At 71.5% G+C, this 17544-nt stretch carries 15 protein-coding genes; 8 read left to right on the top strand and 7 right to left on the bottom strand.

The genetic code is table 11. The features are described 5' to 3' along the window. Window positions 1-53 precede the first annotated feature (53 nt). From N864_RS10795 to N864_RS10780, 4 genes are all read left to right on the top strand, one after another. Entirely contained in the window at window positions 54-305 is a 252-nt protein-coding gene (locus N864_RS10795; protein WP_034716401.1) for an acyl-CoA-binding protein, read from the top strand. Window positions 306-482: 177 nt separating this feature from the next. Then, complete coding sequence (locus N864_RS10790; RefSeq protein WP_034716399.1) at window positions 483-1430, top strand: hypothetical protein; 948 nt, start codon at window positions 483-485, stop codon at window positions 1428-1430. 167 nt (window positions 1431-1597) lie between these two features. After that, complete coding sequence (clpX, locus tag N864_RS10785; protein ID WP_034716397.1) at window positions 1598-2872, top strand: ATP-dependent Clp protease ATP-binding subunit ClpX; 1275 nt, start codon at window positions 1598-1600, stop codon at window positions 2870-2872. Between the two features lie 257 nt (window positions 2873-3129). Beyond that, complete coding sequence (locus tag N864_RS10780; protein ID WP_240474288.1) at window positions 3130-3669, top strand: hypothetical protein; 540 nt, start codon at window positions 3130-3132, stop codon at window positions 3667-3669. A 3-nt stretch (window positions 3670-3672) separates the two neighbouring features. On the opposite strand, the gene N864_RS10775 is transcribed toward N864_RS10780, so the two are convergent. The 6 genes from N864_RS10775 to valS form a co-directional block, all read right to left on the bottom strand. Then, a complete protein-coding gene (locus N864_RS10775) occupies window positions 3673-4254 on the bottom strand; it encodes a hypothetical protein (protein ID WP_051518450.1) in 582 nt (193 codons plus the stop codon). Further along, window positions 4251-5582, bottom strand: a complete 1332-nt coding sequence (locus N864_RS10770) for a DUF58 domain-containing protein (protein ID WP_051518449.1) — start codon at window positions 5580-5582, stop codon at window positions 4251-4253. Before N864_RS10770 ends, N864_RS10775 begins: the two co-directional genes overlap by 4 nt. After that, entirely contained in the window at window positions 5572-6612 is a 1041-nt protein-coding gene (locus N864_RS10765; RefSeq protein WP_081793702.1) for an AAA family ATPase, read from the bottom strand. The genes N864_RS10770 and N864_RS10765 overlap by 11 nt, the downstream gene beginning before the upstream one ends. Before the next feature lie 3 nt (window positions 6613-6615). Next, window positions 6616-7152 carry a hypothetical protein gene (locus tag N864_RS10760; RefSeq protein WP_034716395.1) on the bottom strand — a complete coding sequence of 179 codons (537 nt, stop codon included), beginning with the start codon at window positions 7150-7152 and terminating at the stop codon, window positions 6616-6618. After that, window positions 7149-7856, bottom strand: coding sequence for a DUF4129 domain-containing protein (locus N864_RS10755; protein WP_034716393.1), 708 nt, complete (start codon window positions 7854-7856; stop codon window positions 7149-7151). Before N864_RS10755 ends, N864_RS10760 begins: the two co-directional genes overlap by 4 nt. Before the next feature lie 81 nt (window positions 7857-7937). Further along, window positions 7938-10604, bottom strand: a complete 2667-nt coding sequence (gene valS / locus N864_RS10750) for a valine--tRNA ligase (RefSeq protein ID WP_034716391.1) — start codon at window positions 10602-10604, stop codon at window positions 7938-7940. Between the two features lie 181 nt (window positions 10605-10785). Between valS and N864_RS10745 the strand changes: the two genes are divergently transcribed. Next, entirely contained in the window at window positions 10786-12300 is a 1515-nt protein-coding gene (locus N864_RS10745; protein ID WP_034716388.1) for an acetyl-CoA hydrolase/transferase family protein, read from the top strand. A gap of 12 nt (window positions 12301-12312) precedes the next feature. Here the strand turns inward: N864_RS10745 and N864_RS10740 are convergent, their stop codons facing one another. Beyond that, window positions 12313-12678, bottom strand: a complete 366-nt coding sequence (locus N864_RS10740) for a VOC family protein (RefSeq protein ID WP_034716386.1) — start codon at window positions 12676-12678, stop codon at window positions 12313-12315. 78 nt (window positions 12679-12756) lie between these two features. On the opposite strand from N864_RS10740, the gene N864_RS10735 reads away from it, so the two are divergent. The 3 genes from N864_RS10735 to N864_RS10725 form a co-directional block, all read left to right on the top strand. Continuing rightward, window positions 12757-13533 carry a lysophospholipid acyltransferase family protein gene (locus N864_RS10735; protein WP_034716384.1) on the top strand — a complete coding sequence of 259 codons (777 nt, stop codon included), beginning with the start codon at window positions 12757-12759 and terminating at the stop codon, window positions 13531-13533. A gap of 53 nt (window positions 13534-13586) precedes the next feature. After that, window positions 13587-14384: a TIGR03936 family radical SAM-associated protein gene (locus tag N864_RS10730; protein WP_051518448.1), complete on the top strand. Its 798-nt coding sequence runs from the start codon at window positions 13587-13589 to the stop codon at window positions 14382-14384. A 153-nt stretch (window positions 14385-14537) separates the two neighbouring features. After that, a partial coding sequence (locus N864_RS10725) for a ribonuclease E/G (RefSeq protein ID WP_034716382.1) occupies window positions 14538-17544 on the top strand: 3007 nt, incomplete at its 3' end.

Here is a 17544-nt window from a genome sequence, read left to right as displayed (position 1 = left end):
CGTCGAGGGGCCACAAACCGTCGAGGGGCCAGCGTGCCCCGTTAGGGTGAAGCATGGCGAGCGACTTCGAATCGGCCGTCGCCGCGGTGGGGCGGCTCGAGAAGGACCCGGGCAACGACGTCAAGCTGCGGCTCTACGCGCTCTACAAGCAGGCGACGGAAGGCGATGTGACCGGCTCCCGGCCGGGGATGATGGACTTCGTCGGACGGGCGAAGTACGACGCCTGGGCCAAGCTCAAGGGCACCCCCACCGAGGACGCGAAGCTCGAGTACGCGCGGATCGTCGACGGACTCCTCCCGCCGTGACCCGCGGAGGCTGTGCGATCGGCCGCCGCTGCCCCCGACGTCGGTTTTCCAGCCAGTGATGGATTCATGCGCCTTCAGGGCGCCCAGAGCCACCGTTTTCCATCCGGTGATGGAAGTCCGAGAGGGTGCTGTGGATGAGTTCCGCGGGCACAGCCGGGACCCGGGCACGATCGACGCATGCCAGCCGAGCCAAGTGGTCCGTTCCGTGTCGTGCGTGACAGCAAGGGCGCCATCACCGAGCCCGCCGGGCTGACTGACTGGGACCTGAGGTCTGGGCGCTTTCGTCGCCTCTTCCACGGGGTCTACGTGAGCAGCAGGACGGTACTGCGCCCGCGCCTGCTCGCACGGGCGGCTCTCCTTCTTGCCGGTGAGGGCGCGGTGGTCTCGCACCATGATGCAGCCCGGCTGTGGGGCGGGGTCGTGCCGGAGGACCCGAACACGCACGTGACCTGCGTCGGCAGTCGGCCGCAGGTCCGCGGCATTCGAGCCCATCGCGCCAAGCGGGGCCAGCGGTGGGCCTGGCACGAGGGGTTGCCGGTCATGACCCCCGTCACGACCTTCCTCGATCTCGCGGAGGTTCTGGACCTGGTCGACCTAGTCGTGCTCGGTGACTCACTCATCCGTGCCGGCCGGGTGACGCCGCAGCAGTTGGGCGACGCCGCCCGGCGCCACTCAGGAAAGGGCTGTCGGCTGGCGAGGCGAGCCGCGGGCTTGGTCAGGGATGACGTCGACTCGGCGATGGAGTCGCGGCTGCGGATGCTGCTCGTGCTGGCTGGCCTGCCCGAGCCGACGATCAACCACAAGATCTACTGGGTCGATGGCCGGGTGCGCTGGCGGTTCGACCTCAGCTACCCCGAGTTCCGGCTCATCATCGAGTACGACGGCCGGCAGCATCGGGACTCCGACGACCAGTGGTCGATCGACATCGGCCGTCGGGAGTGGATGGACCGCAACGACTGGCGCATCGTCGTGGTCATCGCCAAGGGCGTCTACCGGACGCCGGCTGCCACGCTGCAACGCGTCGTCGACGCGATGCCGGACTGCGGGATGGTCGTGCCGCGGCTGTCCGACGAGTGGCGGCGCTACTTCCCGAGCCTGTCTGACGACATCGCTGAGCCTGCCTGAGCGGACCTGCGTGACACCGTCGTGGTTTGTCCGCCATCAGCGGACAAGCGGCGTTGCGCGAGCGACGGGCACCCTGCTCGTCGTCTAATAGGACATGGCCCCGTACATTGGGGGTCGGGCCGAGCGCAGCCCCGCGTGAGGCAGTCGAGGGACCAGGGAGCATCCACGTGGCACGCATCGGAGAAGGCGCAGACCTCCTCAAGTGCTCGTTCTGCGGAAAGAGCCAGAAGCAGGTCAAGAAGCTGATCGCCGGACCGGCTGTCTACATCTGCGACGAGTGCATCGAGCTCTGCAACGAGATCATCGAGGAGGAGCTCGCCGAGACGAGCGAGCTGGGCCTCGACCACCTGCCCAAGCCGCGCGAGATCTTCGAGTTCCTCGAGAACTACGTCGTCGGTCAGGACCAGGCCAAGAAGTCCCTCGCGGTCGCGGTCTACAACCACTACAAGCGCATCCAGGCCGGCGAGGGCATCAAGAAGGCCGACGACCACGTCGACATCGCCAAGTCGAACATCCTGCTCATCGGCCCGACGGGCTCCGGCAAGACCTACCTCGCCCAGACCCTCGCGAAGATGCTCAACGTCCCCTTCGCGATCGCCGACGCGACGGCGCTGACCGAGGCCGGCTACGTCGGTGAGGACGTCGAGAACATCCTGCTCAAGCTCATCCAGGCCGCCGACTACGACGTCAAGAAGGCCGAGACCGGGATCATCTACATCGACGAGGTCGACAAGATCGCCCGCAAGTCGGAGAACCCGTCCATCACCCGTGACGTGTCGGGAGAGGGCGTGCAGCAGGCGCTGCTGAAGATCCTCGAGGGCACGACCGCGTCGGTGCCGCCACAGGGTGGGCGCAAGCACCCGCACCAGGAGTTCATCCAGATCGACACGACGAACGTCCTGTTCATCGTCGGTGGGGCGTTCGCCGGCCTCGAGAAGATCATCGAGCAGCGGGCCGGCCGCAAGGGCCTCGGGTTCGGGGCGGCCCTGCACAGCCCCAAGGATCTCGCCGACACGTTCGCCGACGTCATGCCCGAGGACCTGCTGAAGTTCGGCCTCATCCCCGAGTTCATCGGCCGCCTCCCGGTCCTCACGACCCTCGCCCCGCTCGACCGGCAGGCTCTCGTCAGCATCCTGACGACGCCTCGCAACGCCCTTGTCAAGCAGTACGAGAAGATGTTCGAGATCGACGGCGTCGAGCTCGAGTTCAGCGAGGACGCCCTCGAGGCGGTCGCCGACCAGGCGCTGCTGCGCGGCACGGGGGCGCGTGGTCTGCGGGCGATCATGGAAGAGGTCCTTCTGCCCGTGATGTTCGACGTGCCGAGCGACGACGAGATCGCCCGGGTCGTGGTGACCCGCGAGGTCGTGCTCGACAACGTCCTGCCGACGATCGTGCGGCGGGAGCCGGAGCCGCGCAAGCGCCAGCGCAAGGAATCCGCCTGAGCCAAGCCGTGAGGACCCGAGCGAGGAACGAGCGAGGCCCGGAGCGGCGGTTCGGCTCAGGCGGAGAACGAGGCAGCCTGAGCCAAGCCGTGAGGACACGACCGAGCGCCAGCGAGGGAGGCCCGGAGCGGCGGTTCGGCTCAGGCGGAGAACGAGGCCGCCTGAGCCAAGGCGCGTTCCGGCTGGCGCGGGGTGACGCCGCGCCGCTGCAGCAGTCGCCGACAACGTGCGGCTCGGCCTGCCTCACGGTCGCGCGGATGCTCGCCAACCCGCCGTTCGCCGACTGGGTCATCCGCGGCGACCCCAACACCAACCACGGAGCGGCGGCCCCGCCCCACTCCGCCGACGAGCGCTTCGCCGCCTACGAGCAGGTCGTCGCCCGGCGCACCAACGGGCTCGTCGGGCCGAACGGGCGACTGCAGCCGCCGTGGCCCCGCGCGCTCGGCACGCCGCCGTGGGGAGCGCGCCACGAGATCGAGTACGGCGCCAGCCCGCCCGGCACCCGCTATGCCCTCGTGTGGACGCGGCTGAGCGGCATACGACGGCTGGGGCGCCTTTACGACCACATGCGGGGGGAGGTGCACGCGGGTCGGCCGGTGCTGCTCTACGTCGGCAACGGGTGGCTGCCGCGCCACGTCGTGCTCGCGCTGCCCGGCACGGCAGACGGGCGCGACGACCTCGACGTCTACGAGCCCTCGATCGGCCGGGTCGTGCCCCTGTCCCGGGACGCCTTCGTCACGCGCCGGCTCGAGCTCGCGGGCTGGGACGTGCCGTGGTGCCTCGTGTCGCCCCGCTGAGCGTCACTCGGCGGACTCCGGCGGATTGGTCCGCAGTGCCCAGAGGCCGACGGTCAGGCCGAGCAGACCGATGACGTATGCCGCTGGGCTGAGCCCCGCTGTCCGGCCCAGCAGGAGCGCGGCCAGACCCGCAGCGACCGTCGCTGCGGCGAGCCCGACCGCGACCCAGCGCAGCCACTCCCGGGCCGTCACCCGTCCGACGAGAGCCCACGGGGGAGCCGAGTCGGCCAGTGCGGTGGCGGCGTGGGAAAGGGTCACGCCGCCTGCCGCGAGCAGCGACCACCACGAGAAGCTGCCGGCGGGCGTCAGGTTGATCCAGACCACGAGCAGGACGGTCCAGAGCACGAGGGCGGCGGCAGAGTTGGACAGCGACCACGTCATGAGCGGCACCGCGAGGAGCAGCCACCAGCCGGCGTCCATGCCGCCGCTCGCGCCGGCCAGGGCGACGAGATAGAGCGCCACGCCGAGGGTCGCGAGACCGGCGAGCAGCAGGTGGTGGACCGACCAGTCGGACCCGGCCCCGAACCGGACGAACCGTTGGGGCCGGCCCGAGTCGGCCGGGCGCGTCAGGTCCCGGGCGCTCATCGGCGGACCATCCTCGGGGCGGTCGCCCGGTGCGCGACGTCGCGCAGGACGTTGTCCAGGGAGCCGGGTCCGCGCCACGGGACGACCGGCACGCCGCGGCTGATGATCGCCCCGACCTGAGCCTGCCGGGACAGGAGCCGGATCCGCCAGGCGAGCGCCTGGTAGGGGTCGTCGGGGGTCGCCGTGAGGTGCTCGGGGAAGGTGTCGATGACGACCGTGGTCAGGCCCCGGCTCGCGAGGGTCGTCGTCAGCTCGACCATCGTCGGCTCGATGAGCGGGCTCAGCACGAGGACGAGGCCGAGCGGGTCGAGCCCGCGGATCGCCCGCCGGCCGTCGTCGCGCCGTTCCGACGCCGGCTCGATGCGGGCGAGGGTCTCGAGGACGCGGCGGAGGTGGTGGGTGCCGGACCCGACGCCGAGCGGAGGGATGTCGGCCGCGCCGACGGTGCGCAGGGTGAGCCGGTCGCCGGCCCGCAGGAAGTGGTCGGCCAGGGCGCCGGCGGCTCGGACCGTCACGTCGAGGCTGGTCGGACGGCCGTCGATGCCCTCGCGCGGGCCGAGGTCGCTGAAGGCGTCGACGAGCAGGACGACGTGCGCGTCCTCGTCCGCGAACGTCGAGGTGACGTGCAGGCGACCGGTCCGCAGCGAGACGGGCCAGTGGATCCGGCGCAGCCGGTCGCCGGGCTGGAACTCCCGGATCGTGTTGAACTCGCTCCCGGCACCGGGCCGGGCGGACCGGTTGATCCCGACGATGCCGCGCGGATGTGGGGTCGGCGCCGACGCGTCGAACACGGCCGGGACGGGCAGCGTCGTCGTCGTGAGGTCGGGCAGGTCGACCGGCCCGCACCGGAACGCGCCCCACGGGCTCGTCAGGGCGATGCTCACCGTGCCGAGCGGACGCACCCCCCACCGCATGGAGCGCACGCCCATGGCGCTGACGAGCCCCTCGACCGGCGCGACTCCTGCTGGCGGGTTGCGCTGCACCCACTGCGTCTCGGCGAGGAGCATGACGCCGGAACAGTCGGCGGGCAGCGGCTCGACACGGACGACGAGTGAGCTGCTCTCGCCCTCCCGCAGGGTGGACTGGGCGAGCTGAGCCCGCGCCGTGGCGTCCTCGCGCGGCCGGGTCAGCTGTCCCCAGACGGCCGCGACGACGAGCGGCACCCCGATCACGATCAGGTCGGGGCGCCGCAGGATCGCGCCGAGCGCGAGCGCGCCGCCCCCCAACAGCACCGCGCGGACGTGGGCGGCCGTGGGGGCCCACTCTCCCAGCTGCCGGGTGACGGTGAGCCGCCGCCCGGTGCGCGTCGGCCGGCCCTCAGCCGTCATCCTGCGCCGTCCCGTGCGCCGTCCCGTGTGCCGCCCCGCGGGCACCCGGCTCGCCGACGCGGGTGGCGGCGACGTGCTGCTCCCGCGCCGACGGCGCGGGCACGGTGTGCAGGATGGATCCGACGACCGCGCCGGCGCTGACGTTGCTCATCCACAGCTCGGGCTTGACGGTGATGCGATGGGCGAGCACGGCGGGGGCCACCGCCTTGACGTCCTCGGGTGTCACGTAGTCGCGACCCGCGATGACCGCGAGCGCTCGTGAGCACAGCATGAGACCGAGCGCGCCGCGTGGTGAGGCGCCCAGGAGCACGTCGGCATGGGTGCGCGTCGCCGCCGCGAGGGCGACGCAGTAGCGGCCGACCGACTCGTCCACGTCGGTCTGTTCGACCGCCGCCTGCATCCCGAGCAGCTGCTCACCGGTCACGACCTGCCGCAGCGTCTGCTCCTCCTGGCGCCGGGACACCCGAGCATCGAGGATCCGCCACTCCTCGTCGAGCGACGGGTAGCCGAAGGAGACCCGCATCAGGAAGCGGTCGAGCTGGGCCTCGGGGAGCGGGTAGGTGCCCTCGTACTCGACCGGGTTCGCCGTCGCGAGCACGTGGAAGGGTCGGGGCAGCGGGAAGGTCCGGCCCTCCACCGTCACCTGATGCTCCTGCATCGCCTCGAGGAGGGCGGCCTGGGTCTTCGGCGGCGTCCGGTTGATCTCGTCGGCGAGGAGCAGGCCGGTGAAGAGGGGACCCGCCCGGAACTCGAAGTCCCGCGTCCGCTGGTCGAAGACGAAGGAGCCGGTCAGGTCGCCGGGCAGCAGGTCAGGCGTGAACTGCGCCCGGCGGAACTCCAGGCCCAGCGTCTGCGCGAAGCTGCGTGCGGTCAGCGTCTTGCCGAGGCCCGGGAAGTCCTCCATCAGCACATGGCCGCCGGCGAGGACGCCGGCCAGCACGAGCCGCAGGCTGTCGCGCTTGCCGACGACGGCCCGTGACACCTCGGTGAGGATCGCCGAGCTGAGCTCGCTGACATCCCGGATCTGCATGGGTCACCACTTCTCGATGCGTTGGAGGACTGCGTCCAGTTTGTCGGGTCGGTACAGGTCGGGGTCCGGCACGCTGAGGATGAAGTCCCACAGCTCGGGCGGCATGACGCCCTGCGCCCACTTGGGTTCTTCCTCGAGCACGAGCCCGTGCTTCGCGTGCAGCCGTTCGCGGACGAGGGCCGTCAGCTGCCCGTGCAGGTCGTCGACCAGGCTCTCCCGTCCCTCGCCGCGCTCGTTGGCACCAGCGAGCCGGGCGGCGAGGTTCGTCACCCGGAAGTCCTGCCCGCGGTGCGAGCGGGACCGGTAGGCGTCGCTCACCGGCCAGTGCGTCACCGCGTTCGACGTGGCGTGGTCGACGAGATACCAGACGAGCATCGCCAGGGCGACGATGAGCGCGGCCAGCTGCGGGACGCTGGCGTCCTGGCCGAGCAGGGCCCCGAACACGACGAGCGCGAGCCAGACGCCGGCCGCCCAGGCGACGCGCCGGTGCCAGGGCCGCGTCGCCCGCAGCAGCTCCCGTATGCCGCTCAGCCGGTTCACGTGGTCGTCGCCCCCCGCGCCTCGGCGGCCACGCGTCGCAGGTCCTCGTGCAGGGTCGTGAGGTCCCGCATCGCTCGACGGCGGTGCTCCTCGGTGAGCGGGTGGCGCGAGAAGCGCGCCTCGCGGTAGAGCGCCCCGAGGTCGGCGAGACTGCGTGGGTCGATGTCCCAGGTGTGCAGCACCCGAGTGGTGTACTCCGTCGACGTCTCGGCCGGCTCTCGGGCGAGTCCCGTTGCGGCCGTTGCGGTTTCGAGACTGAGCCAGGCGGCGACGATGGCGTTGCGGGGCTCGCCGGTGGCGAGGAGCGCGAGCCGTTCGCCCCCCGAGTCCAGCAGCTCCTCCGGCAGGTCCTGCGTCACGAAGTCGGCGGCCGGTCGCGAGATGAACTGGGGACGGCGCCATACCGACCGGATGAGCGCGACGATGACGCCGAGCACGACGACGATGGCGAGGACCGCGACGATCTGGACCATCAACGCGACGAATGGCGAGAGCGGCCCGAGCGGTTCCCCCGTGCCCGTGGCGAGGACCTGCGGGGGTGCCACCGTGGTCGTGGGCAGGGGAGGGACCGGGGTCGTCCGGGGCACCGAGGCGACCGGCCGGGGCCGCATCAGCTGGACCGGGTCCCCCACGGCGGTGAGCAGCAGCGCGACGACGACCGCGACTGCGGCGGCGACCCACGCGGCGACCCACCTTCGGGACATGCCAGAAACCCTAGGCCAGTCGGGCCCCCGATTCCCCTTCCCGCACGCCGCGTCCGCGGGGAGGGGAGGGGAGGGGAGGGGTCAGGCGCCGCGTGGGGTCTTCTCCGCGGGGACGAGATCGACGTCGCGGACCTCGAGCTCGTCCGACGTGGCGTAGCGCAGCTCGGTCACGTGCCCCGCGGCCCGGAGGTCACCCTCCCCGGCCCGCACGTGCGCGACGACCGACTCGGGCGCGGCGAGGACCATCGTCTTGATCTCCGAGCGCATGCCGACCTTCGCCTCGGACTTCACCTTGCGGACCGCAGCGAGTGCGGCGCCGACCGCGTCGAGCATCGCGGCGTCACCGCCAGAGGGCAGCTCCGCACGGGTGGGCCAGGCCTGCCGGTGGATCGAGCCCTCGCCGAACCAGGACCACACCTCCTCGGTCGCATAGGGAATGAACGGCGCGAGCAGCCGCAGCATCGTCTCCAGCGCCAGCCGCAGCGCCGCCCGGGCGCTCGCCGCCTCGGCGTCGCCCTGGCCGCCGTAGGCGCGGTCCTTGACCAGCTCGAGGTAGTCGTCGCAGAACGCCCAGAAGAACGTCTCGGTGACCTCGAGCGAGCGGGTGTAGTCCCACGACTCGAAGCCGTTCGTCGCCTTGTCGACGACCTCGCCGAGTGCCGAGAGCATCGACAGGTCAAGCGGATTCGTCACGGCTGCGCGAAGGTCACCGGCCACCTCCCCGAAGCCGAGCGCGAACTTCGACGCGTTGAGCACCTTGATCGCGAGGCGCCGGCCGACCTTCATCTGGCCGGTGTCGTAGGCGGCGTCGGTGCCGAGGCGTCCGGACGCCGCCCAGTAGCGGACCGCGTCGGCGCCGTGGGCTCGGACGACGTCCTCGGGGGTCTCGGCGTTGCCCTTGGACTTGCTCATCTTCTTGCGGTCCGGGTCGAGGATCCACCCGCTGATCGCGGCGTTGCGCCACGGTGCGGTGCCCTCCTCGAAGTGCGAGCGGACCACGGTGGAGAAGAGCCAGGTGCGGATGATGTCGTGGGCCTGCGGCCGCATGTCCATCGGGAAGAGGGCCGCATAGAGCTCCGGGTCGGAGCCGGGGCCCGAGCCGTCACGCACCGGCCAACCCGTCGCGATCTGGGGGGTCAGCGACGACGTGGCCCACGTGTCCATGATGTCGGGGTCAGCGACGAAGCCGCCCGGCTCACCGCGCTGCGACTCGTCGAACCCGTCGGGGGTGTCGACCTGCGGGTCGACGGGCAGGGCGGACTCGGGTGCCGTCAGGACCGAGTCGTAGTCGATGTCGCCCGACTCGTCGACGCGGTACCAGACCGGGAACGGCACCCCGAAGAACCGCTGCCGGGAGACGAGCCAGTCGCCGTTGAGGCCCTCGATCCAGTTCTTGTAGCGGGCCCGCATGAACGAGGGGTGGAAGTCGATCTCGTCGCCGCGCGCGACGAGGGCGGCGCGCAGGTCGGCGTCGCGACCGCCGTTGCGGATGTACCACTGGCGGGAGGTCACGATTTCGAGCGGCTTGTCGCCCTTCTCGTAGAAGTTGGCCTTGCGCTGCGTCTTCTGCGGCTCGCCCTCGAGGTCACCGGACTCGCGCAGGGCGGCGACGACGGCCTCCCGGGCACTGAACGTCGTCCTGCCGGCCAGCTGTGCGGCATACAGCTCCTCACCGGGCCCACCCGCGATCCACTCGGGGGTCTCGGCCTGCATCCGGCCGTTGCGGGTGATCAGCGACCGGGTCGGCAGCTGCAGCTCACGCCACCACATGACGTCGGTGAGGTCGCCGAAGGTGCAGCACATCGCGATGCCGGCCCCCTTGTCCATCTCAGCGGCGGGGTGCGCGAGGACCGGCACCTCCACCCCGAAGAGCGGGGAGTGGACCGTCGTGCCGAAGAGCGGCTGGTAGCGCTCGTCGTCCGGGTGGGCGATGAGCGCGACGACCGAGGGGATGAGCTCGGGCCGGGTCGTCTCGATGTGGACGGGCTCGGTGTCGCCGTCCGCCGCGGTCCGGTGGAAGGCGACGCGGTGGTAGGCACCCGGGTAGTCGCGCGCCTCGAGCTCGGCCTGCGCCACGGCCGTCTGGAAGGTGACGTCCCAGAGACCGGGGGCCTCGGCCTGGTAGGCCTCGCCCCGGGCGAGGTTGCGCAGGAACGCCTGCTGGGCGACCGCACGCGACCGCTCGTCGATCGTGCGGTAGGAGATGTTCCAGTCGAGCGAGAAGCCCAGCCGACGGAAGAGCGCCTCGAAGGTCTCCTCGTCCTTGACGGTCAGCACGTCGCACAGCTCGATGAAGTTCTTGCGGCTGACCGGGCGCTGGTCGTGCGCCTTGATCGCCTTGCCGTCCGCGCCGACGCCACCCTCGCCGGGCGGGACGAGGCTGTCCTCGTAGGGCAGGGTCGCGTCGCCCCGCACGCCGTAGTAGTTCTGCACGCGCCGCTCGGTCGGCAGGCCGTTGTCGTCCCACCCGATGGGGTAGAAGACCTCGTGGCCGCGCATCCGCTTGTAGCGGGCCATGCAGTCGGTGTGGGTGTAGCTGAACACGTGCCCGACGTGCAGGCTGCCGGAGGCGGTCGGCGGCGGGGTGTCGATGGCGAAGACCTGCTCGCGGGGCAGGTCGAGCGCACGCTCGCGGTCGAACACGTAGGTGCCCTGCTCGCGCCATACCTGCATCCACTTGTCCTCGAGGCCGTCGAGCGCCGGGCGCTCGGGGATCCGAGAGGTCGTCGAGGCAGGTGTGTCAGTCATGCGCGCAATCCTTCCACGTCCGCGAGGGTGCCCTCGAACCCGTTTCATCCCGTATGCCGCTGAGCGGGCGGCCGCTCGCCGGTGACCTCGGGCGGTCGTTCCTCACACTCCTCGCGGGCGGGGGTCCGGCGCGGGGGCCACGCTCCTACACTGAGCCGCACCAGCGCCAAGTGGAGTGACGATGTCGGATCGGATTGCGAACCCAGCCCTGCGAGCGAAGGTCATGTCCCCGGACGAGGCGGCCGCCCTCATCCAGCCCGGCGACAACGTGGGGATGAGCGGCTTCACCGGGGCCGGCTACCCGAAGGCCGTCCCCCTCGCGCTTGCCGACCGGATCCACGCCTTCCGCACTCACGGCCACGACTTCCGGATCGGCGTGTGGACCGGCGCCTCGACGGCTCCGGAGCTCGACGGCGCGCTCGCCGAGGCGGACGGCATCGAGCTGCGGCTGCCGTACCAGTCCGACCCGGTGAGCCGGTCGAAGATCAACTCGGGACTGATGGAGTACATCGACGTCCACCTGTCCCACGTCGCCCAGATGGCGTGGGAGGGCTTCCTCGGCAAGCTCGACGTCGCGCTCGTCGAGGTCGCCGGCATCACCGCGGAGGGCCACCTCATCCCCAGCTCGTCGATCGGCAACAACAAGACGTGGATCGACCTCGCCGACAAGGTGATCCTCGAGGTGAACTCGTGGCAGCCCGAGCAGCTGCAGGGCATGCACGACGTCTACTACGGCACGGCGCTGCCGCCGAACCGCAAGCCCGTCATGATCCTCGAGGCGGGGGACCGGATCGGGGTGCCGCACTTCATCTGCCCGCCGGAGAAGATCGTGGGCATCGTCGAGACGCACGCGCCCGACCGCAACACGGCGTTCAAGGCGATCGACGAGGACTCCCGTGCCATCGCCGAGCACTTCATCGACTTCCTCGACCACGAGGTGCGGGCCGGGCGCATGCCGGCGGGCCTGCTGCCGCTCCAGTCGGGGGTCGGCAACATCGCGAACGCGGTGCTCGCCGGGCTGGGGGAGAGCGGACGGACCGGCCTGACCGCCTACACCGAGGTGCTCCAGGACGGCATGCTCGACCTGCTCGAGTCGGGCACCATCAGGCTCGCGTCGGCGACGGCGTTCTCCCTGTCGCCGGCCGGCGTCGAGCGCTTCCTCGCCGGGATCGAATTCTTCCGGGAGCGGATCATCCTGCGCCCCCAGGAGATCTCCAACCATCCGGAGGTCATCCGCCGGCTCGGCGTCGTGGCGAGCAACGGCATGATCGAGGCCGACATCTACGGCAACGTCAACTCGACGCACATCATGGGCTCGCGGATCCAGAACGGCATCGGCGGCTCGGGTGACTTCGCCCGGAACGCCTTCATCTCGACCTTCGTGACGCCGTCGACGGCCAAGGACGGGGCCCTGTCGTGCATCGTGCCGATGGTCTCCCACGTCGACCACACCGAGCACGACGTCGACGTCATCATCACCGAGCAGGGCCTGGCCGACCTGCGCGGCCTCGCTCCGCGCCGACGTGCCGAGCGGGTCATCGCCAACTGCGCCCACCCGGACTACCGGCCGATGCTCGAGGACTACACCGAGCGTGCCGGCAAGGGCGCGTGGGGCTTGCAGACGCCCCACCTGCTCGGCGAGGCGCTCTCGTGGCACCGGCGTTTCATGGACACCGGCTCGATGCGGGCGCACTGAGCGGCGGCTCGCTCAGGACGTCGCGGTGGTGCCCTCGTAGAGGCCCATCTGGTTGCCCTCGCTGTCCTCGAAGGCGGCGAACCAGCTCGTGTCGGAGATCGGCGTCTTCGGCATGACGACGCGCCCGCCGTTCTGCTCCACCTTGCCGAGCGTGTCGTCGATCGAGTCGACCTCGACGTAGCTGCGGGGGTGTTGCAGGCCCTCCTGGCGCGCAGCAAGTCCTCCGCCGCTGATCTTGTTGGGGGCCTGCCACATCGGGTAGCCCTCGTAGCCGGGTGCCTCGTTGATCTGCCAGCCGAGGACCGTCGTGTAGAACCGCCTGGCCCGGTCCATGTCGTCGACGGGGATGTCGATGTGGGTGATGTCTCCGTGAGCCATGCTCCACGCTAGCGCCGGGAGCCGACGCTGGGGTACCTCTTGGTGACCCCGGTCGGCGGGCAGGGCAGAGTGTGCACCATGGAGCCGGTCTATGAGGCGGTCGTCGGGTTCGCCCGCGGGGTGTTCGCGATGCAGGGTCTGCGGTTCACGATCGTCGGCGAGGAGAACGTGCCACGCGACGGTGGCGCCGTCATGGTCATCAACCACACCGGCTACATGGACTTCACCTACGCCGGGCTGGCGGCCCAGAAGTCCGGGCGGCTCGTCCGGTTCATGGCGAAGGAGAGCGTGTTCCGGCACCCCGTGAGTGGTCCTCTCATGCGCGCCATGCATCACATTCCCGTCAACCGTGAGGCGGGGTCGTCGTCGTACGCCGCCGCCGTCGCCGACCTCCGGCGGGGCGAGATCGTGGGCGTCTTCCCGGAGGCCACGATCTCTCGCTCGTTCGAGCTGAAGGACTTCAAGACAGGTGCGGCGCGGATGGCTGCCGAAGCGCACGTGCCGATCATCCCGGTCGTCATCTGGGGCTCCCAACGGGTCTGGACCAAGGGCCACCCGAAGCGCCTCGGGCGGACGAACGTGCCCATCTTCATCTCCGTCGGCGAGCCGATCCCCGTCGCCCCGGACTCCGACCCCGAGGTGGTGACCGCGGGCTACAAGGAGGTCATGGCGCACATGCTCGACCTTGCCCGGGCCGCCTACGAGCCGCTCCGCGGCGCGGACCTGAAGTACCTGCCCGCTCGGCTGGGCGGCACCGCGCCCACGCTCGCGGAGGCGAACCGGCTCGACGAGCTCGAGCAGGCCGAGCGCCGCGCCAAGCGCGGCGACCAGAGCGGCGACCAGAGCGGCGACTAGACGGCGCTGAGCCGCTCGCCCGGCCCGTCGGCCCCGGCGATAGCCTTCCGGGCATGGCTCGACAGCGCGTCCCGGAGGGGCCGGCCCCGGACCCCGCGGTCCAACGACTCCGGATCCGGTACGCGAAACGTGGGCGACTACGTTTCACGTCGAGCCGGGACTTCCAGCGGGCGCTCGAGCGGGCGCTGCGCCGGGCGGACGTGCCGATGGCGTTCTCGGCCGGCTTCCACCCGCACCCCAAGATCTCCTACGCGAACGCCGCCGCGACGGGGACCGCAAGCGAGGCCGAGTACGTCGAGATCCAGGTCACCGAGCGGGTCGACCCCGAGTCCGTCCGCGTGGCGCTCGACGCGGCGCTGCCCGACGGCTTGGATGTCGTCACGGTCGTCGAGGCCCGCGCCGGCAACCTCGCCGACCGGCTCGAGGCAAGCGACTGGCGCCTCGAGTTCCTCGGTGTCCCGAGCAGTGAGCTCGCTGCGGCCGTGGCGACGCTGCTGGGCCGCGAGCGGGTCGAGGTGACCCGGATGACCAAGTCCGGGCCGCGCACGTTCGACGTGCGCGAGGCCCTCATGTCGGCGGTGGTCGAGGACGGGACCCAGGAGGAGTCCGGCGTGTCGGACCGTGCTCCGAGTGGGGGCCTCGGAGCCGACTGTGCGATACTGCGGTTGGTCGTGCGGCACACCACACCAGCCGTTCGCCCCGACGACATTCTGACCGCGCTGCGCGACGTCGCCGGCCTGCAACCTGTCCGTCCCCCCTTGGTGACGCGTCTGGCGCAAGGGCCGTTCGACTCCGCAACCGCGAGGGTGGCCGACCCGTTGGCTGCCGACAAGAACGCCGACGGCGCCTGATTCGGGGCCGCGCTTCGCGCGAACCGGGGAGGGCGTAACAATTCGACTTCCGTCCCACCGGTTCCCCGATGGGACGACCGATACCGCAACACAGGCGGTGCGGGCGGCTCCGGCCCGGTGTGGGTCCCACCGCCCGTGACGGGAGGCTGCCGGATGGCACCCAACGAGAACACTCCCTCCGACGAAACCACGCTGTTCGACGGCGCCGCGGCACCCGCCGCGCCGGCCCCGCGCAAACGCACGCCTCGACGGAGCACCCGCAAGCAGGCCACCCCGCAGCCCGGAGCCGACAGCGTCGAGCACCCCACCGAGGTGGCGCCCACCGAGGCGGCGCCCAGCGAGCCGGACAGCGGCGCGGGGGAGACCGCCGGTTCGGCACCCGAGCGCACCGCTCCGGTGAAACCCGCCCGCAAGCGGGCCACCCGTAAGAAGGCCGCGGCTCAGGAGCCGACGCTGCCCCCGTCCGTGACGCAGATCCTCGACCAGGCCGAGGCTGGCCTGACCGAGACCCCACCGGTGGCTCCGGCGAGTGCCGGGCAGCCGGCCGACGAACCAGACGGCACGTCGACCGACAGCACGCCCGCCGAGAGCGAGCCGCGGGCCACGGACCAGACCGCGGGTCGCGGCGAGGGTCGCGCCGAGAGCGAGACCGTGCAGCAAACGACCGCAGCCGAGGACGAGGTCGACGAGCAGGACGAGCAGCCGGACGAGGACGAGCTCCCGGCCGTGCAGAGCTTCTCGGTGCTCTTCCAGGCGCCCGACCCGGAGGCCGCGACCGTCCAGCGCCCGCGCCGGCGTCGCGCACCGACCCAGCCGGAGCCCGAGCCCGAGCCGGTCCAGGCCCCCGAGCCCGAGCCGGAGGAGTCCGCCGCCGAGACGCAGGAGGAGGACGAGACCCACCGGCGCTCGCGGCGTCGTCGCGGCGGCAAGGGCCGTCGGGGCCGCGGCAGCGCGGAGTCCGAGGGCGACGAGGCTGGCACCCAGGGTCAGGAGGCCCGGGCCGGCGCCGACGGTGAGCAGACGGCCCAGGCCGAGGAGACGCAGTCCGCCGAGGCCGACGAGGACCACGGCACCGACGAGGACGAGAGCGGCACGAGTCGCCGTCGCCGTCGCCGCCGTCGCACCGGCTCCACCGGTGACGCCTCGAGCGAGGAGGCCGGCGTCACGACCCGCGTCCGCGCTCCGCGATCGCACAGCGACGAGCCGACCGGCGTCAAGGGCTCGACCCGGCTCGAGGCCAAGAAGCAGCGCCGCCGGGAGGGCCGGGAGGCGGGCCGGCGCCGCACCGTCATCACCGAGGCGGAGTTCCTCGCCCGCCGCGAGGCCGTCGAGCGCGTCATGGTCGTGCGCAACCGCAACGGCCGCACCCAGATGGGCGTCCTCGAGGACGGCGTGCTCGTCGAGCACTACATCGACCAGGCCGGCAACGTCTCGATGGCCGGCAACATCTACCTCGGCCGGGTCCAGAACGTCCTGCCCTCGATGGAGGCGGCCTTCGTCGACATCGGCAAGGGCCGCAACGCCGTCCTCTACGCCGGCGAGGTCAACTGGGACGCGGCCGGTCTGGACGCCAACCAGCCGAAGCGCATCGAGAACGCGCTCGAGTCCGGGCAGACCGTGCTCGTGCAGGTCACGAAGGACCCCATCGGGCACAAGGGCGCCCGCCTCACCTCGCAGATCTCGCTGCCGGGGCGCTACCTCGTCTATGTCCCCAACTCCTCGATGACCGGCATCTCCCGCAAGCTGCCGGACACCGAGCGGGCCCGCCTGAAGAAGATCCTGCGGCAGGTCGTGCCCGAGCACGCCGGCGTCATCGTCCGCACCGCGGCCGAGGGGGCGAGCGAGGAGGAGCTGCGCGCGGACGTCGAGCGGCTCACCCGCACCTGGGACGGCATCCAGGCGCGTGCCGAGGCCGCCTCGACCCCGAAGGCCGGCAAGTCCAAGGGCAGGAAGAAGAACGGCGCGTCCGGGTCGAGCACGACGGGCAGCGCCCCGATGCTCCTCCACGGCGAGCCCGACCTCACCGTCCGCGTGATCCGCGACGTCTTCAACGAGGACTTCAAGCAGCTGGTCGTCTCCGGCGAGCAGGCGTGGCAGGAGATCCACCCCTACATCACGGCGGTGGCCCCCGACCTCGCCGACCGCGTCACGAAGTGGACCGACACCGAGGACCTGTTCACGCACCACCGGGTCGACGAGCAGCTGGCCAAGGCGATGGACCGGAAGGTGTGGCTGCCGTCCGGTGGCTCTCTCGTCATCGACCGCACCGAGGCGATGACGGTCATCGACGTCAACACCGGCAAGTTCGTCGGGTCGGGCGGCAACCTCGAGGAGACCGTCACCAAGAACAACATCGAGGCCGCCGAGGAGATCGTCCGCCAGCTGCGGCTGCGCGACATCGGCGGCATCATCGTCGTCGACTTCATCGACATGGTCCTCGAGTCGAACCGCGACCTCGTCGTGCGGCGCCTGCTCGAGTGCCTCGGGCGCGACCGCACCAAGCACCAGGTCGCCGAGGTGACCTCGCTCGGCCTCGTCCAGATGACCCGCAAACGCGTCGGGTCGGGCCTGATCGAGGTCTTCTCCGAGACGTGCGAGCACTGCAACGGCCGCGGCTTCATCATCCACTCCGACCCGGTCGACAAGGGTGCCCACCAGCACGACTCCGGCTCCGCCGGCCGCCGCGGGCGGCGCGGCTCCGAGGGCAACGGCGGCAGCGGCAACGGCAACGGCGGCGGCCGGGGCGGCAAGGACGCTACCCCGGAGCCCGAGGTGAAGCCGAACGGCCCGACGGCCGCCCAGATCGCCGCCATGGCGCATGCCGCGGCCCTGAAGAACGCGACGGGCGGCGAGCTGACCGACACCACCGACACCACCGACTCGGTCGGGCCCGGTGTGGGCGTCGGCGCCGAGGCGGTCGAGGCCGCGCCGCAGGACCGCCCGGCCAAGGTCGTCACCGAGGTGGAGAGCGAGGAGCAGGCGCTGCCCTCGAGCTCGGCCGACGCCACGACCCCGCAGCAGCCGGAGCCGCAGCAGCAGGAGCCGCAGCAGCAGGAGCCGCAGCAGCAGGAGCCGCAGACCCCGCCCGCGCAGGACGATGAGCCCGCTGATGCGGAGCCAGCGCGCCGGCCGCGCCGGCGCCGGGGACGGGTCGTGGCCC

This window comes from Intrasporangium chromatireducens Q5-1 (assembly GCF_000576575.1).
Classification (GTDB): Bacteria; Actinomycetota; Actinomycetes; order Actinomycetales; family Dermatophilaceae; genus Intrasporangium_A; species Intrasporangium_A chromatireducens.
Note: the sequence above shows the minus strand (reverse complement) of the source record. Positions and strands in the feature narration are given on the sequence as shown.

Bases quoted from the DNA above. Each gene is read 5' to 3' on its own strand.
- N864_RS10795 (WP_034716401.1), top strand. From the start codon at position 54: ATGGCGAGCGACTTCGAATCGGCCGTCGCCGCGGTGGGGCGGCTCGAG.
- N864_RS10790 (WP_034716399.1), top strand. From the start codon at position 483: ATGCCAGCCGAGCCAAGTGGTCCGTTCCGTGTCGTGCGTGACAGCAAG.
- N864_RS10780 (WP_240474288.1), top strand. From the start codon at position 3,130: ATGCTCGCCAACCCGCCGTTCGCCGACTGGGTCATCCGCGGCGACCCC.
- N864_RS10775 (WP_051518450.1), bottom strand. From the start codon at position 4,254: ATGAGCGCCCGGGACCTGACGCGCCCGGCCGACTCGGGCCGGCCCCAA.
- N864_RS10770 (WP_051518449.1), bottom strand. From the start codon at position 5,582: ATGACGGCTGAGGGCCGGCCGACGCGCACCGGGCGGCGGCTCACCGTC.
- N864_RS10765 (WP_081793702.1), bottom strand. From the start codon at position 6,612: ATGCAGATCCGGGATGTCAGCGAGCTCAGCTCGGCGATCCTCACCGAG.
- N864_RS10755 (WP_034716393.1), bottom strand. From the start codon at position 7,856: ATGTCCCGAAGGTGGGTCGCCGCGTGGGTCGCCGCCGCAGTCGCGGTC.
- valS (WP_034716391.1), bottom strand. From the start codon at position 10,604: ATGACTGACACACCTGCCTCGACGACCTCTCGGATCCCCGAGCGCCCG.
- N864_RS10745 (WP_034716388.1), top strand. From the start codon at position 10,786: ATGTCGGATCGGATTGCGAACCCAGCCCTGCGAGCGAAGGTCATGTCC.
- N864_RS10740 (WP_034716386.1), bottom strand. From the start codon at position 12,678: ATGGCTCACGGAGACATCACCCACATCGACATCCCCGTCGACGACATG.
- N864_RS10735 (WP_034716384.1), top strand. From the start codon at position 12,757: ATGGAGCCGGTCTATGAGGCGGTCGTCGGGTTCGCCCGCGGGGTGTTC.
- N864_RS10730 (WP_051518448.1), top strand. From the start codon at position 13,587: ATGGCTCGACAGCGCGTCCCGGAGGGGCCGGCCCCGGACCCCGCGGTC.